Origin of the sequence: Pseudomonas sp. LLC-1 (assembly GCF_002992185.1) — a bacterium.
Lineage (GTDB): Bacteria > Pseudomonadota > Gammaproteobacteria > Pseudomonadales > Pseudomonadaceae > Aquipseudomonas > Aquipseudomonas monteilii.
Genome location: NZ_LUVY01000014.1, coordinates 321403 through 337523, shown reverse-complemented (window position 1 = coordinate 337523; position 16121 = coordinate 321403). Strand labels below are relative to the sequence as shown.

At 63.3% G+C, this 16121-nt stretch carries 16 protein-coding genes; 6 read left to right on the top strand and 10 right to left on the bottom strand.

What is annotated here, in order from left to right; genetic code table 11:
* Nucleotides 1-14 precede the first annotated feature (14 nt).
* From A0O30_RS14990 to A0O30_RS14960, 7 genes are all read right to left on the bottom strand, one after another.
* Nucleotides 15-947, bottom strand: a complete 933-nt coding sequence (locus A0O30_RS14990) for a phosphatidate cytidylyltransferase (RefSeq protein WP_105947028.1) — start codon at nt 945-947, stop codon at nt 15-17.
* Nucleotide 948: 1 nt separating this feature from the next.
* The gene (locus A0O30_RS14985) at nt 949-1572 is read right to left on the bottom strand and encodes a lysophospholipid acyltransferase family protein (RefSeq protein ID WP_105947027.1); all 624 of its coding nucleotides are present in this window, start codon (nt 1570-1572) and stop codon (nt 949-951) included.
* Between the two features lie 10 nt (nt 1573-1582).
* On the bottom strand, nt 1583-2014 hold the full coding sequence (locus A0O30_RS14980; RefSeq protein WP_105947026.1) for a hypothetical protein: 432 nt from the start codon (nt 2012-2014) through the stop codon (nt 1583-1585).
* A complete protein-coding gene (locus A0O30_RS14975) occupies nt 2011-3324 on the bottom strand; it encodes a phosphatase PAP2/dual specificity phosphatase family protein (protein ID WP_105947025.1) in 1314 nt (437 codons plus the stop codon). Before A0O30_RS14975 ends, A0O30_RS14980 begins: the two co-directional genes overlap by 4 nt.
* The gene (locus A0O30_RS14970; protein WP_105947024.1) at nt 3325-5079 is read right to left on the bottom strand and encodes a bifunctional alpha/beta hydrolase/class I SAM-dependent methyltransferase; all 1755 of its coding nucleotides are present in this window, start codon (nt 5077-5079) and stop codon (nt 3325-3327) included.
* Between the two features lie 24 nt (nt 5080-5103).
* Complete coding sequence (locus tag A0O30_RS14965; protein WP_105947023.1) at nt 5104-5715, bottom strand: CDP-alcohol phosphatidyltransferase family protein; 612 nt, start codon at nt 5713-5715, stop codon at nt 5104-5106.
* A gap of 160 nt (nt 5716-5875) precedes the next feature.
* Entirely contained in the window at nt 5876-6760 is an 885-nt protein-coding gene (locus A0O30_RS14960; protein ID WP_105947022.1) for a LysR substrate-binding domain-containing protein, read from the bottom strand.
* 77 nt (nt 6761-6837) lie between these two features.
* On the opposite strand from A0O30_RS14960, the gene A0O30_RS14955 reads away from it, so the two are divergent.
* Entirely contained in the window at nt 6838-7602 is a 765-nt protein-coding gene (locus A0O30_RS14955) for a sulfite exporter TauE/SafE family protein (protein ID WP_105947043.1), read from the top strand.
* Here the strand turns inward: A0O30_RS14955 and A0O30_RS14950 are convergent.
* Nucleotides 7592-7906, bottom strand: a complete 315-nt coding sequence (locus A0O30_RS14950) for a putative quinol monooxygenase (protein ID WP_016713437.1) — start codon at nt 7904-7906, stop codon at nt 7592-7594. The genes A0O30_RS14955 and A0O30_RS14950 overlap by 11 nt on opposite strands.
* A gap of 163 nt (nt 7907-8069) precedes the next feature.
* Between A0O30_RS14950 and A0O30_RS14945 the strand changes: the two genes are divergently transcribed.
* From A0O30_RS14945 to ggt, 3 genes are all read left to right on the top strand, one after another.
* The gene (locus A0O30_RS14945; protein WP_060500016.1) at nt 8070-8660 is read left to right on the top strand and encodes an NAD(P)H-dependent oxidoreductase; all 591 of its coding nucleotides are present in this window, start codon (nt 8070-8072) and stop codon (nt 8658-8660) included.
* Nucleotides 8661-8690: 30 nt separating this feature from the next.
* Complete coding sequence (locus tag A0O30_RS14940; protein WP_028699858.1) at nt 8691-9587, top strand: LysR family transcriptional regulator; 897 nt, start codon at nt 8691-8693, stop codon at nt 9585-9587.
* 117 nt (nt 9588-9704) lie between these two features.
* Nucleotides 9705-11372, top strand: coding sequence for a gamma-glutamyltransferase (ggt, locus tag A0O30_RS14935; protein WP_105947021.1), 1668 nt, complete (start codon nt 9705-9707; stop codon nt 11370-11372).
* Nucleotides 11373-11506: 134 nt separating this feature from the next.
* Here ggt and A0O30_RS14925 read toward each other — a convergent pair whose 3' ends face one another.
* Both A0O30_RS14925 and A0O30_RS14920 read right to left on the bottom strand, forming a co-directional pair.
* Nucleotides 11507-13426 (bottom strand): methyl-accepting chemotaxis protein, encoded by a 1920-nt coding sequence (locus A0O30_RS14925; protein ID WP_105947019.1) that lies wholly within the window; start codon nt 13424-13426, stop codon nt 11507-11509.
* A gap of 174 nt (nt 13427-13600) precedes the next feature.
* Nucleotides 13601-14494: a neutral zinc metallopeptidase gene (locus A0O30_RS14920; RefSeq protein ID WP_016713442.1), complete on the bottom strand. Its 894-nt coding sequence runs from the start codon at nt 14492-14494 to the stop codon at nt 13601-13603.
* Between the two features lie 200 nt (nt 14495-14694).
* Between A0O30_RS14920 and pcaH the strand changes: the two genes are divergently transcribed.
* Together pcaH and pcaG are read left to right on the top strand one after the other, a co-directional pair.
* Nucleotides 14695-15414, top strand: a complete 720-nt coding sequence (pcaH, locus tag A0O30_RS14915; RefSeq protein WP_105947018.1) for a protocatechuate 3,4-dioxygenase subunit beta — start codon at nt 14695-14697, stop codon at nt 15412-15414.
* Nucleotides 15415-15424: 10 nt separating this feature from the next.
* Nucleotides 15425-16030 carry a protocatechuate 3,4-dioxygenase subunit alpha gene (gene pcaG / locus A0O30_RS14910; protein WP_012274187.1) on the top strand — a complete coding sequence of 202 codons (606 nt, stop codon included), beginning with the start codon at nt 15425-15427 and terminating at the stop codon, nt 16028-16030.
* The last annotated feature ends 91 nt before the right edge of the window (nt 16031-16121 follow it).

Sequence of the window (16121 nt, the reverse complement as noted above, 5' to 3'; positions counted from 1 at the left end):
TGTGCACGCATGCGTTACGCCCACCAATACCGCACAAAGTGGAAGAACACCGGCGCCGCAAAGCACACCGAGTCCATACGGTCGAGCATGCCGCCATGGCCCTCGATCATGTGTCCCCAGTCCTTCACCCCTCTGTCGCGCTTGATCGCCGACATCACCAGCCCGCCGAAGAAGCCCATGGTGTTCACGGTCAGGGCCATCAGTGCGGCCTGCCAGAAGGTGAACGGGGTGATCCAGCACAGCAGGGCGCCGATCAGGGTGGCCAGTGCCACGCCGCCGGCCAGGCCTTCGACGGTTTTGGACGGCGACAGGTTGGGTGCCACCTTGTGTTTGCCGAACAGCTTGCCGCATACGTACTGCAGCACGTCGCTGATCTGCACCACCAGGATCAGCCAGGCGATCAGCAACAGGTTGCGGCCCTCGTAACCCGGGATGTCCAGTGTCATCAAGGCCGGCACCGATGACACGCAGTACACCGCGATCATCAACCCCCACTGTACCTTTGACGCACGTTCAAGGAAGCGTGTGGTATCGCCGCCGAAGCTGGCCAGGATTGGCAGCAGCAGGAACAGGTACACCGGGATGAAGATGCTGAACAGGCCGTACCAGTCCATGGCGATGAGCACGTACTGCACCGGCAGCGCCACATAGAACGCCGCCACCAGCGCCGGGTAGTCGCTGCGCCGGGTCGGGGTAAGGGTCATGAATTCGCGCAGGGCGTAGAACGACACGCCGTAGAACAGCACGATCACACCGTACTTGCCGAACAGGAAAGCGATGCCGATGACCAGCACCATCACCCACCAAGCGTTGATGCGGGCGTTGAGGTTGTCGATTACCGCGTGTGGCGCTGGGCCTGCGCGCCACTTGAGCAGGCGGCCGATCACGCTGGCGAGCAGCAGCAGGGCGCCGATGCCGGCGAACAGGGAAAGGGTGTTGTCGTCCATGTCAGGCATCCTTCGGGGCCAGGGTCAGCAGGGCCTGGCTGGCCCGCTCGAGAAAGGCCTGCTTGCTTTCATCAGCGTGCAGGTGCAACGGTTCGCCAAAGCTCAGTGTGCAAAGTAGGGGCAACGGAAGGGCACGGCCCTTGGGCATCACGCGGTTGAGGTTGGCGATCCAGACCGGTACCAGCTCGACGTCGGGGTTGGCTGCCGCCAGGTGGTACAAGCCGCTTCTGAACGGCATCAGCGGCTCGTCACCCAGGTTGCGCGTACCTTCCGGGAAGAAGATCAGCGAGTCGCCCTGGGCCACGGCTTCGAGGATCGGTTGCAGCGGGCTGCCCTGGCCTTCACTGCGTTGTCGATCTATCAGCACGCCGTTGAACACCTTGCGAATGAGAAAGTCGCGAATGCCCGGTTTGGCCCAGTAGTCCGCGCCAGCGACCGGGCGGGTGCGCTTGCGCAGAGGTTGCGGCAGTGAGGCCCACAGCAGTACGAAGTCACCGTGGCTGCTGTGGTTGGCGAAGTACAGGCGCTGTACCGGCAGCGGCGTGCAACCCAGCCAAAGGGCGCGGGCGCCTGTGATCAGGCGGGCGGCGGAGGTGATGACATAGGCGGTCAGGTTGGCGAGCATGGGGCGTTCGTTATCCCTTCAAAGGCAGTGTCAGCAGGGTAGCCAAGGCTAGCGAGAGCTGCAGGCCCAGGCATACGGCCTGACGGCGCAACAGGCCTAGTGCGGCCTGGCTGCGGGCAGGCCAGGCGCGACCGTCGGTGGCCTGTGGTTTGAGTTTCAGTTCGAACAGGGCATGGTCCAGGGCCTGGGTGTCTGCCACCAGGTCTTCGCTATTGGCGAGGTGGGCAAACAGTTCGGCATCTAGCGCCACGCGGATGGCCCAGTACTTGTGCAGCATGCCGAGCGCCAGCAGCACGCTGCACAGCACGCTGGCCAGCGGTGCCAGAGGGAGACCCAGCAAGGGGGTGAGGCCATAGGCCAGGGCCAGCAGGGTGAGGCCGTCGGACAGGCGCTCCAGCTGTTTGCCTCGGCCCAGCAGGCTGGCCACTACACGCAGGTTCATGGCTGTGCTCCCAGTTGCTGGAGAGCCTGGCGATGCGTGTTGCGCAGGACGATGCCGGGGCGTGCTTTACGGATAAGGGATTCTGCCTGCTGGGCGTCATCGCAGCGGCCGGTCACCATCAGCCAGGCCGCCACGGCGCTGGCGCTGCGTGAATAACCCAAAGCGCAGCAGACCAGCACGGGGCCTTTGGCATGGCAGTGTTCGATGGCGTTAGCGGCCTGCTGTAGCAGGATGCTGTCGGGTGCTATCAGGTCAAGGGTGGGGAAATGCTGGTAATCCTGCGTTGCCAATACGGTGTACGGCAGCTCCGCACACAAATCGACAATCGCAGCAAATTGCCCCCCCTCGCCACGTCCTGGAATCCGCCCAAGGTACACGCCATCGCATACCTCATCCGCTTGCGGGTGGCCCTTCGTCCACAGCCGCGAATTGAGCCACGCACCTGCCAGATAGGGCGCAAGCAGCCACCGGCTCGCATTCGACAAGCGCCCGTCGACACCCTTCTGAAAACCACCCGCCCCGAACACGGCATAGTTCAGTGCCACTAGCCCCAGCGACACGGCCGGCCAAACTAACCACAGCCAGATACCGCCCAGCGCAACAGCTGGAAGTGCACACAGCAGCGCGCCCACGGCATAACAACCGGCGACCTTCCAACGCTTGGCATCCCGTGCAAGGTGGGCCGCTTGAAAAGGCAGGCGCCCCTGACATGGCCACAGCCACAGGCAGGCAAACCCGGCCAGCGCCCCCGTGGGTACATCGATGAAATGATGCTGCCAGGTGGTCAGCACCGACACTCCGATCAGCGCCATCCAGCCATGCATCAGCCAACGCCAGGGCTGGCGTTGCACATGCCGGGCAAACATCGTCCAGATGACCACCAGCAAAGCGATGTGCAGCGAAGGCGCCTGGTTGAAGGGTTTGTCGAAGCCCATCAACACATCGAACAGCCAGCCGAACAGCCCGTCCAGGTCCGGTCGCTCGAAGGTGAAACGCAGCGGCCACAGCAAGAAGCAACTGACGCTGATCACCTGTGCGGTAAGCAGCGCCAGCGCGTGGCGGTCCATTTCCTGGCGTGTGCGTGGCAGCAGGAAGGACAGCCCGTAGAGCAGGTCGATCGACCAGTACGGGATGATCGTCCAGGGCCACAGCGGCATGCCGTGCTCCCAGCCGAACACCAGGCTGCCGACATCACTGCGCCCGGCCGTGTAATGGTTCGCCAGCCCATAGCTGAGGAAAAACAACGGCCCCAGCAGCAGAAGCCAGAACACGCCCCGGCGAATCAGCCCAGGCTCGCGTGGCGGGCTCACTCAGCGTACCCGCTGTGCCAGGCTGACGCTGAAAATGCCCCATTCATCGATACGTTGGGCCAGCTTGCGGAAGCCCGCTGCCTCGACCAGCTGGTCCATCTCGGCCTGGCTGCGGCGGCGCATCACCCAGGCCTCGCCACCCCGATGGCTGGTGAGGGCGCGGGCAATCATCTCCAGTTGCGGGTGCCACGGCTGGCCGGTGTAGACCAGGTAGCCGCCATCCTCTACGGCGTCGGCCAGCCCCGCCAACGAGTTGCCCACCAGTTGGTTACTGGGGAAGAGTTCGTACAGCCCTGAAACCACGGCCAGCGTTGGGGGTTGTTCAAGTGTGGCCAGGCTCTGGCGATCGAAAGCATCGCCCTGGACGAAGCGGGCAATGTCGGCCAGGCCCTTTTCGCTGATCAGCGCGCTGCCTTGCTGAACATTCAGTTCGCTGTAGTCGCGCAGCAGGATCGAATCCGGCAGCTGCTCAAGGTCTTGCAGGGCTTCGAGGATGTAGCGGCCATGGCCGGCGGCAATATCGACAACGTGCACGGGCCGTTGTTGTTCACGCAGGCGGGCGATGGCCAGGCGCAGCAATTCTTCGACGTGCAGCTTGCGCTGGCGAATGCCACGCCAGCCGATGGCGTCGAGGTAGTTCTGGTCGATCAGGCGGCCCAGTTTGCCCTTGCCGGTCGGCTGGTTGCGGTACACGTAGTCGAGGGTGCTGCCCGAGTCGAAGCCGGTGTCGAAGCCCAGCTTCACGCCTTCGGACAGCCCCTTGCCCAGCTGCAGGCCCGCGCGGGTGGCGCGCCAGTAAAGGTCGCGGGGCGAATTGCGTGGCAAGGGTGCGGCCAGGCTCTCGGCCTCGGCGCAGCTGGCGCCGGTCTTGTCGGCATCCAGCAATGACGGCTGTGCGGCGGGGTGGGTGAAGCAGTGTTCGACAAACCGTTCGATACGCCTCAGCGCATGGGCCCGATCACGTTCACCCAAGGTGTCGTGGAAGAACCCGGGCAGTATGTGCATTTCCTTGCGGGCACTGCCCAGCCGTTCGAAAAAGCGCTCCTGTGGCTGGCGCTCGACCACGAAGTCGGCCCCCGAGACCAGCAATTGGGTCGGTACCTGAATGGCCTGGGCGTCTGCCACTACCCGGTCGGCGGCTTCGTACAGGCCTAGCAGCATGGTCACTGAAATCGGCCGGCTGATCAGCGGGTCGGCCACGTACGACATCACCCGCTCTGGGTCATGGGTAAGCAGGCGCGGCTTGACGTAGCTGTTGACGAAGAAGTTGCCGCGCAAGGCCTTGAGCAGTTTCAGGCCGGGGCGGGCGAACGGCACGTACAGCTTGACCTTGAATGCCGGCGAGGCCAGCACCAGGCAGCGCACCTTGGGCGCGTAGTCGTGGGCCCAGGTGGCAATCAGCACGGCGCCGACGCTTTGCGCCAGCACCACCACGTCCTGCTCGGCGATACCGTGGTGGGCCTGGATATGTTCGATGAAGGTTTGCACGTCGCGCACGCTGGTGGCGAACCCTGGGCTGTCGCCGCGCGCACCTGGCGACTGGCCGTGGCCGCGTGCATCCCAGGCGAAGAAGTCGTAGCCCGGCATGTCCAGTTCATCGGCCAGGTGGGCCATACGCCCGCCGTGTTCATGGCCTCGGTGGAACATCACCACCGCCCGGCGTGGCTGGTGTTCGTTGCGGGTGGCAGGCCAATGACGGTAGTGCAGCTCGACACCGTCATGGGTGGAGAAGTGCAGCGCTTGCGCTTGGCGCATGGTCAACGTCCTTTTGCGACGATTTTAGGCTCTGCGGGTTTCGGCCAGCCCCTGGCGAACCCGGTTGTAGAGGGTATAGAGCGAGAGCACGAGGATGACCAGCAGCAAACCATTGATCCAGCTGCCGTTCAGCAGGCCAAAGGCGACGCCGGTGCCCAGCACGCCGAAGGCAAAGGCGCGGTCGCTTTTGCCCATGGGGCCGTCATAACGCCGCGATGCGCCGGCCAGCGGGCCCATGACCCCGGCGTACTCGCTGAAGGTGGCGCACAGCACCACCAGCACCACCAGCGTAGGTGACACGCCAGCCAGCAGGGCGAAGGGCAGGTACAGGGCGGCGTCGGCGATCACGTCGCAGAGTTCGTTGAGGTAGGCGCCGAGTGTGGATTGCTGGCCGAACTCCCGGGCCAGCATGCCGTCGACGGCATTCAGCGCCATGCGCAGCAGCATCCACACTGGCACCAGGATGAACAGCCAAGTGGCATGGGGCAGGGCGGCCAGCAGCAGGCCCAGCAGGATCGATACCACGGCGGCGGTGACGGTGACCTGGTTGGCGGTGACGCCCCGGTCATGCAGGCGCTGGACGGTTGGGCGCAGCAGGGCCTGGAAGCGTGGTTTGAGCTGGTAGATCGATGCCACTGGAAAGTCCTTTTTAGTGGGGCGTCATGGCGCCATTGTGTGTGAGCCTTCTTCGCGGGTAAACCCGCTCCCACAGGTATAGCGTCAACTCGGAAGGTGGAGACTTCCCTGTGGGAGCGGGTTCACCCGCGAATGCGGCATCACAGGCACCGTCACAATCTCAGGCTTCCACCAACCGATCCACCAAGCCCGACGCATACCCTGGCAACGCCGCAAAGTCCCGTGTACACACCAGCAACCGGCGGTTCGCCCAGGGCTCTGCCAAGGCCGCCCAGTGCAGTGGCAGCATCCCTTGCCAGCGTTTCACCGCTGCCAGTGGCACCACTCCGACCCCAGCCCCGCCTGCAACCATGCGGATCACGCCATCAAACCCTTCGGCCCGCACTCGCACCTGCATGCGCCGCCCCTCGCGCAGCGCCTGTTCTTCCAGGTACAACGCCAATGCACTACCTGCTCCAAGCCCGACATAGCCATACACCAGGCTGTCGATGAAGCAGGGGGCAGTCTCGTTGGCTAGCGGATGGTTTTGCGGCGTTACCAGCACCAGGGGGTCGTCACGAAATGGCCGGGTTTGCAGGTGCTCGCTGGGCGCAGCAGTAGAAACGATGCCCAAGTCCGCCATGCCCTGGGTAATCGCCTGCACGATGCGCAGGCTTGGCAGCTCCTGCACATCAACGCTGACCCCAGGGTTTTCAGCCAGGTAATGGGCCAGCAACTCAGGCAGGTACTCCGTGAGCGCAGCGGTGTTGCACAGCAGGCGCACTTGACCCTGCTGGCCCTGAGCGTACTGGCCCAGGTCGAATTGCAGGCGTTCCACCTGCTGTGCAATCAGCCTGGCATGCTGCAATAGCGCCTGGCCGGCTGGGGTCGGCTGCACGCCACGGCGGTTGCGTTCGAGCAACGGGATACCCAGCGATGCCTCCATGGCGCGGATGCGCGCACTGGCTGCAGGCAGCGACAGATGGCTACGGCTGGCACCGGCGGTGATGTTGCCGCACTCCAGGGTGTGCTGGAACAGCTTGAGGTCGATCAGGTCGAAATGCATGTGCCTCTGTCTTTGCAAGAGTCTGGCTAATGGTATGGCAGATTTTCACCCTGCCCGCTACGGGCCATTATCGGCCCATGACTACCTTGCTTGCTTTCTACCAGAACATTGGCCCAGCGCTCTCGCTGCTGGTGGTGCTGACCTTCCTGCTGGCCGGCGCAGTGAAGGGCGTGATCGGCCTGGGGCTACCCACCATCGCAATGGGTCTGCTGGGCCTGGCTATGCCACCGGCGCAGGCTGCTGCAATGCTGATCGTGCCTTCGACCCTCACCAACCTTTGGCAATTGGCAAGTGGCGGGCACCTTCAGGCCTTGCTGGTGCGGCTAGGCCCGATGCTGGCATTTATCTTCATTGGCACCTTGCTGGGCAGCGCCTGGTTGGGCATCAACAGCGGCCCATGGGCCGTCCACGCACTGGGTGCGGCCTTGCTGGTGTATGCGGTGTACGGGCTGATTGGCCCAGGTTTGCACGTGGCGGCGGCGCACGAGCGCTGGCTGGGGCCGGTTTGTGGGCTGGTGACGGGTGTGGTCACGGCGGCAACCGGGGTGTTCGTGATACCGGCTGTGCCCTACCTGCAGAGCCTGGGCCTGGGCCGCGAGCAGATGATCCAGGCCTTGGGCCTGTCGTTCACGGTTTCGACCCTGGCCCTGGCCGTTGGCCTGGCCGGGCAGGATGCCCTCGGTGGCCAGGCGTTGGGAGCTTCGCTGCTGATGCTGGCGCCAGCCCTGCTCGGCATGCTGGTCGGCCAGTGGTTGCGTCAGCGCATCAGCGCGCTGGTGTTCAAACGTTGCTTTTTCATCGGCCTGGCCGCACTGGGCGGCCATTTGCTGATCAACGGCTAGCGCTTGAGGCGCTGAGCATGTCGACCCGCTGGATATCGAAATCGCGCTCCAGGTAATCCATGCGCTTTTCGAAGAACGCGGCCATGTGCGGCAGGGCCGAATGCACATCCAGCGCGGCCTGGTCGGCCCACACTTCGAAGAACACGAACAGGCTCGGGTCCTGCTGGTCACGCAGCATGTGGTACTCGATGCAGCCCGGCTCCTGGCGGCTTGGCTCGACGTAAGGGCGGAACAGGTTTTCGAAGGCGTCAGCCATTTCCGGGCGGGTCTTGGCTTTGAGGATGAAGGCGAACTGCTCGCTCATGGGGCGCTACTCGGTGATGGGAAGGTGAACCGATTCTACGGCAATAATATGGTGCGCATTCGTGACTTCTGGTCAATTGTATTTTGCCCCGTTACCGCTGTATCCCACCCTCATGAGTCTCTAACCTGCCGGCATGAATTCTGACCCGGCCGGGGAGGCCAGCATGAAAAAGATCCTTCTGCTCAATGGTGGTAAACAGTTCGCTCACTCCGATGGTCGCCTCAACGCGACCTTGCACGAAGCGGCCATCGCTCACCTGGACCGCGCCGGTTTCGATGTGCAGGAGACGTTCATCGACGGCGGCTACGACGTGCAGGCTGAAGTGGAGAAGTTCCTCTGGGCCGATGTCATCATCTATCAAATGCCGGGCTGGTGGATGGGCGCGCCCTGGACCGTGAAGAAGTACATCGATGAAGTCTTCACCGCTGGCCATGGCAGCCTTTACGCCAACGATGGCCGCACCCGTTCGGACCACTCGCAAAAGTACGGCAGCGGTGGTTTGGTGCATGGCAAGCAGTACATGCTGTCGCTGACCTGGAACGCGCCGCAGCAGGCATTCGATGACCCTGCCGACTTCTTCGAAGGCAAGGGTGTGGATGCCGTGTACTTCCCGTTCCACAAGGCCAACCAGTTCCTTGGCATGACCGGCCTGCCGACCTTCCTGGCAGTGGATGTGATGAAACGCCCGGATGTACCGGCGGCACTGGCGGCTTATGAGGCACATCTGGACAAGGTGTTCGGCAAGGCGATCTAATCCAGACAAGTAGCTGCCGCAGGCCAGAATGTGAAAACCCGATCCGAAGAGCTCCAGGTGTTCGTCGCTGTCATCGACTGCGGCTCGATCTCTGCCGCTGCCGAGCAGATGGGCCAGACCCCGTCCGCCGTCAGCCGTACCTTGTCGCGCCTGGAGGGCAAGCTCGGCACTACCTTGGTCAACCGCACCACCCGGCGTATGGACCTGACCGAGGAAGGGCGCTTTTTCCTTGAGCGTTCGCGGCAGGTACTGGAGCAGATGGACGAGATGGAAGAGCGCCTGTCGATGAACCGCCAGACCGCTACCGGGCGCCTGCGCATCAATGCGGCCGCGCCGTTCATGCTGCATGCCATCTTGCCGTGGATCGGCGAGTTTCGCCGCCAGTACCCGGGTATCGAGCTGGAGCTGAACACCGACGACCTGATCATCGACCTGCTGGAGCAGAGCACCGACGTGGCCATCCGCATCGGTGAGCTGGCCGACTCCAGCCTGCACGCACGCAACCTCGGTTGCAGCCCGGTGCAGGTGCTGGCCAGCCCGGCTTACCTTGAGCAGCACGGTACACCGCAGCAGGTCGAGGACCTGGCCAATCATTGCCTGCTGGGTTTCAGCCAGCCCGAATCGCTCAACCAGTGGCCACTGCGCCATGCCCAGGGTGACCGTTGGAGCATTCGCCCGGCGCTGATCGCCTCCAGTGGCGAGACCCTGCGCCAGCTGGCGCTGGCCGGCGAGGGCATCGTCAGTCTGTCGCACTTCATGACCCACGAGGACATTCGCACCGGGCGCCTGCAGGTGCTGCTGAGCGAGGCCAACAATGGCTATCGCCAGCCGATTCACGCGGTGTACTACCGCAACACCCAGCTGGCATTGCGTATCCAGTGCTTCCTTGATTTCATCCAGCGCAAGCTGGCGATGTACGCCTGCTGAGTTGCCTGAACGCGACAGATCCTGTCCGCAGGCGGCGAAACTTCCTACGTGTTATTGCGCAGTCGAACCGCTTCGGCCTTACTGACTGCTCAACAAAAACAACACCAAGGAAGTGTCATGCGTATTGTTCCGTTCCAGTACCTGGCTCTCGCAGCCGCGATCCTGAGCTGTTCCTCGGTTTACGCCGCCACGCTGGAGGGTGGCGCGGTGGCTGCCCCCGATCAATATGGTGCACAGGTGGCTGCCGATATTCTGAAAAAGGGTGGTAACGCGGTGGATGCCGCGGTGGCCACTGCCTTCACCTTGGCGGTGACGTACCCTGAAGCCGGCAACATTGGTGGTGGCGGGTTCATGACCCTGTTCGTCGACGGCAAGCCTTACTTCCTCGATTACCGCGAAGTCGCGCCAAAGGCCGCCACGCGCAACATGTACCTGGATGACAAGGGCGAAGTCATCGAGAACCTCAGCCTGGTCGGGGTGCGTGCAGCAGGTGTGCCCGGCACCGTGATGGGCCTGTGGGAGGCACACAAGAAGTTCGGCAAGCTGCCCTGGAGCGAGCTGCTGACCCCGGCCATCGGCTATGCGAAAAACGGCTTCAAGGTGGCGGAAAAGCAGTACCAGTACCGCAACGATGCCCAAGGCATGTTCAAGACGGCGACCAACTTCAACGACTATTTCGGCAACATGAAGGTCGGTGAACTGTTCAAACAGCCAGAAATGGCCCAGACACTGGAACGTATCGCCGACAAGGGCGTGAGCGAGTTCTACCAAGGCAAGACCGCCGACCTGCTGGTGGCGCAGATGAAGGCCGACAAGGGCCTGATCACCAAAGAAGACCTGAAGGACTACAAGGCCGTATGGCGTGAGCCGATGGCCGTGAGCTGGCGTGGCAACGTGGTCTACACCGCGCCACCGCCAAGCTCTGGCGGTGTGGCCCTGGCCCAGCTGCTGGGTATCAAGGAAGACCGCGCGGCGGACTTCAAAGGGGTAGCGCACAACTCGGCGCAGTACATCCACCTGTTGGCCGAGATCGAGAAGCGCGTGTTCGCCGACCGCGCCGACTACCTCGGTGACCCGGCGTTCACCAAGGTACCTGTGGATAAGCTGGTGGCCAAGGACTACCTGGCCAAGCGTGCCGCGCAGGTCAACCCGAAGGCCATTTCCGACACCGACAAGGTCAAGCCGGGCCTTGAGCCGCACCAGACCACGCACTTCTCCATCGTCGACAAGCAGGGCAACGCGGTCAGCAACACCTACACCCTCAATCTCGACTACGGCAGTGGCGTGGTGGTGAAGGGGGCAGGCTTCCTGCTCAACGACGAGATGGATGACTTCAGCGCCAAGCCGGGGGCGGCGAATGCCTTTGGTGTGGTGGGGGGCGATGCCAATGCCATCGAACCGGGCAAGCGTATGCTGTCGTCGATGAGCCCTAGCCTGATGACCCGCGATGGCAAGGTGGCGCTGGTGATCGGCACGCCGGGTGGCTCGCGGATCTTTACCTCGATCTTCCAGGTGATGAACAACCTGTACGACTACGGCATGCCGCTGGACAAGGCGGTGGCGGCGCAGCGCGTGCACCATCAGTTGCTGCCCAAGGACACCATTTACTTTGATGCCTATGCGCCGTTGACCGGGCCGGAGGCTGATAAGTTGAAGAAAATGGGTTATGTGCTGGAGGATCAGGGCTGGGAGATGGGGGATATCCAGGCGATCCGGGTGGACGGGACGAAGCTTGAGACCGCTTCCGATCCGCGTGGGCGTGGGGTGGGGATGATCGTCAAGTAAGTCGTTGCCTGTGACGGCCCTATCGCCGGCAAGCCAGCTCCCACAGGTACGCCGCAGCCCTTGAGGCTTGTGCTGTCTCTGTGGGAGCCTGGCTTGCCGGCGATGGGCCGCAAAGCGGCCCCAGGTTCTTGAGGTCAGACGCGGAACTGGCTGACCAGCGTCTGCAACTGCCCACCCAGCCGCGCCAGCTCCACGCTGGACGCCGCCGTCTCGTCACTGGCCGCTGCCGTCTGCTCCGACACATCGCGCACATTCAGAATGCTGCGGCTGATCTCTTCAGCCACCGCGCTCTGCTGCTCTGCCGCCGCCGCAATCTGCTGGTTCATCGACTGGATGCTCGACACCGTGCTGGTGATGCTCTCCAGCGAAGCCCCGGCCTTGCGTGCCAGCTCGACGCTGCTGTCGGTGAGGGTACGGCTGCCCTGCATGGCGTTCGCCACTTGCTGGGTGCCATGTTGCAGGCTGGCAATCAGCTCTTCGATTTCTTCGGTGGACTTCTGCGTGCGCTGCGCCAGGCCGCGCACTTCGTCGGCAACCACGGCAAATCCACGCCCGGCTTCGCCAGCACGCGCCGCTTCGATCGCTGCGTTCAGCGCCAGCAGGTTGGTCTGTTCGGCCACCGACTTGATCACGTCCATCACGCTGCCGATCTTCTGGCTTTCCTGCTGCAGCAGGTTCATGGCTTCGGTGGAGCGGTGCATGTCTTCGGCCAGGCGCTCGATCTGGCCAATCGCCTCGCCCACCACGCGATCGCCGGCACGGGCTTCGTCGTCGGCACCGGTGGCGGCATGCGAGGCCTGCTCGGCGTTGCGTGCCACTTCCTGAACGGTGGCGGCCATTTCGTGCATGGCGGTGGCCACCTGGTCGGTCTCGACCTTCTGGCTGTTGGCGCCCGCGCTGGTCTGTTCGGTGACTGCCGACAGCTCTTCGGCGGCGCTGGCGATCTGGGTGACGCCATCGCGAATGCCGGTGATCAGCTCGCGCAGGGTGGTGCCCATGCGTGCGATGCCTTGCTGCAACACGCCCAACTCATCGCGGCGGGTGACGCGCAGGTGCTGGGTAAGGTCGCCGCTGGCGATCTTTTCCACCGCGCCCAGGGTTTCACGCAGCGGGCCGGTGATCTGGCGGGTGATCAGCACCGCTGCCAGCACGCCAACCAACAGCGCCAGCAACGTGGCGATGGCTTGCAGGCTGCGGGCCTGGGTGCTTTCGATGTCGCGGCGCTCCAGCTGGATCTGGTACAGCGCATCACTGCGCTTGACGATGTCGGCACCCTGTACGGTCATTTCGGCGCGTGAGGTGGTGATGTCGGCGACTGCGTCGCGGAATTGGCGGACGGCGTCGCGGTAGGCCAGCACCGAGCGCTCGAACTGTTGCAGGCGAGCATCTTCGGCGGGTAGCTGGCGCTTGAGGTTGTCGATATCGGCCAGCGCCGCATCCAGCTGGCGCAGGGCGGCCTGCTCGTTGGCGGCAGTGTTGTCGGCAATGTAGCCGCGCACATCGATGCGCACCTGCAGCAGTTGCTGACGGGCTTTGCTGATCAGCTGGTACTGGGCCAGGCGTACGCTGTCGGCCTCGGGGCGTGCCATGACTTCCTGGCTGAGCACATCCATGGCCTGGTCGGCGCGGGTTGCCGAGCTGTCCATCGCCGTGCGCACGGTACGGGTGGCGTCGTAGCCCTGGCGCATCTTGTTCAGCGACAGCTTGTAGGCGCTGATGGTTTCGCCCAGTTCATTCAGCAGCTTGATGTTTTCCGGGCTCTTGAAGGTGCTGGCCAGGTAGGCCTGTTGCTTGCTGAATGCGTCCAGTTTGGTCTGGGTGTTGGCGGCGGCGGCATCGTCGCCGTTGGCGATCATGTACTGCAGGCGCGCAATGCGCAGGTCGGTGAGATCCTTGTTCAGCTGGCCGATGTCGCCCATCCAGTTGCTGCGGTCGATCAGGCTGCCCAGGCTGGTCCAGCCTGTGAGGGCCAGCAGGCCGGTGAGGACCAGCACCAGGCCGAAGCCCAGGCCGAGTTTGAGGTTGACGCTGATGTTGGCGAACCAGCTGTTCATGCACGCTCTCCAGAAGTAGTTTTCGCTCTCTTGATCTTCGATCGCCAGGCGTTGTTGTTCTGGATGCCCGCTGATTCGTGCAGGGGTTATCGGCAATGATTGCGGAAGCTGAAACGCTTTTTCAGCAGATTTGTAACTGGATAAATTGGGGCTGCTTTGCGGCCCCAATCAGTCTCAAAGGTTACGCGCACTGAAGGTATCGCAGCTGTTCACCTCGCCCTGGGCAAACCCGGCCTTGAACCAGCGCACCCGCTGCGCCGAAGTGCCATGGGTGAACGAGTCCGGCACCACGCGCCCGCGGCCTTGCTGCTGCAACCGGTCATCACCGATGGCGTTGGCAGCATTCAGCGCTTCTTCAACGTCACCCGGCTCCAGCCAGTTCAGGCGCTTCTGCGCCTGGTAGGCCCACACACCGGCCAGGCAGTCGGCTTGCAGTTCCTGGCGCACCAGCAAGCCGTTGTCGCCCTCCATGCGCTGGCCGTTGCGGCGCGCGGCATCCACCTTGGCCGAAACGCCCAGCAGGGTCTGCACATGATGGCCGATTTCGTGAGCGATCACGTAGGCCTGGGCGAAGTCGCCAGCGGCAGCAAAGCGGGTTTCCATTTCGCGGAAGAACGACATGTCCAGGTACACCCGCTGGTCTGCCGGGCAATAGAACGGCCCCACTGCCGCCGAGGCGAAACCACAGGCTGAATTGACCTGGCCACTGAACAGCACCAGCTTGGGGTCGCGGTACTGTTTGCCGGCTTCGGCAAACAAGGCTTTCCAGGTGTCTTCGGTGTCGCCCAGGATCGAGGCAACGAATTCGGCCTGCTGGTCATTGGCCGGTGGCGCCTTGCCACCCGCACCACTCGGTGCAACCTGCGTCTGTTGCTGCTCCATCTGGCCGGCGAGCTGGCCAAGAATCTGCAGCGGGTCCTGCCCGGTGAGCCAGCCGATGCCGACGATCAGCAGGATCGCCCCAAGCCCCAGCCCCTTGCCGCCGCCGAAACGCATGCCGCCGCCACCGCCACCTTCGCCTCGGGCATCGACCACGTTGTCGCTGCGTCGGCCTTTTCGCCATTCCATGAGTGCTCTCCCGAGCGTGAAACAAGAATACAAAGATTAGTTCACGACAGCGGCAGGTGTCAGGCCAAGGTGTTAATCCATAACCATATGGTTATGTTTAAGGTGCCTGATTTCAATATTCATCGCGCGCGACTTGTCAGAAACTGCAAGTCCGCCTGCCACGCCCAGGCCTTCACATAATTCCAAGAGAGGAAACCGGCATGCCCGCACAGGACAACAGCCGCTTCGTGATCCGTGATCGCAACTGGCACCCCAAAGCCCTTACGCCTGACTACAAGACGTCCATTGCCCGCTCGCCGCGCCAGGCACTGGTCAGCATTCCACAGTCGATCAGCGAAACCACGGGGCCAGACTTTTCCCACCTGGGCTTTGGTGCCCACGACCATGACCTGCTGCTGAACTTCAACAACGGTGGCCTGCCAATCGGCGAGCGCATCATCGTTGCCGGCCGCGTCGTCGACCAGTACGGCAAGCCTGTGCCGAACACTCTGGTGGAGATGTGGCAAGCCAACGCTGGCGGTCGCTACCGCCACAAGAACGACCGCTATCTGGCTCCGCTGGACCCGAACTTCGGTGGTGTCGGCCGTTGCCTGACCGACAGTGATGGCTATTACAGCTTCCGCACCATCAAGCCGGGCCCGTACCCATGGCGCAACGGCCCGAACGACTGGCGCCCGGCGCACATCCACTTCGCCATCAGCGGCCCGTCGATTGCCACCAAGCTGATCACCCAGCTGTACTTCGAGGGTGACCCGCTGATCCCGATGTGCCCGATCGTCAAGTCGATCGCCAACCCGCAAGCCGTGCAGCAGTTGATCGCCAAGCTCGACATGAGCAACGCCAACCCGATGGACTGCCTGGCCTACCGCTTCGACATCGTGCTGCGCGGCCAGCGCAAGACCCACTTCGAAAACTGCTGAGGACCCCGCCATGCCAATCGAACTGCTGCCGGAAACCCCTTCGCAGACCGCCGGCCCCTACGTGCACATCGGCCTGGCCCTGGAAGCGGCCGGCAACCCGACCCGCGACCAGGAAATCTGGAACCGCCTGGCCAAGCCAGACGCGCCGGGCGAGCACATTCTGCTGATCGGCCAGGTGTATGACGGCAACGGCCACCTGGTGCGCGACTCGTTCCTGGAAGTGTGGCAAGCCGACGCCAATGGCGAGTACCAGGATGCCTACAACCTGGAAAACGCCTTCAACAGCTTTGGTCGCACCGCCACCACCTTCGATGCCGGCGAGTGGACGCTGCACACGGTCAAGCCGGGCGTGGTGAACAACGCGGCTGGCGTGCCCATGGCGCCGCACATCAACATCAGCCTGTTTGCCCGGGGCATCAACATTCACCTGCACACGCGCCTGTACTTCGATGACGAAGCCCAGGCCAACGCCAAGTGCCCGGTGCTGAACCTGATCGAGCAGCCGCAGCGGCGTGAGACGTTGATTGCCAAGCGATGTGAAGTGGACGGGAAGACGGCGTATCGCTTCGATATCCGTATTCAGGGGGAAGGGGAGACGGTCTTCTTCGACTTCTGATTAAAGCTTGGGGCCGCTTCGCGCGCCATCGCCGGCAAGCCAGCTCCCACACCGTTCGATGTGGGGCGGCTTTCTTGGCTTGCCTGTCGGG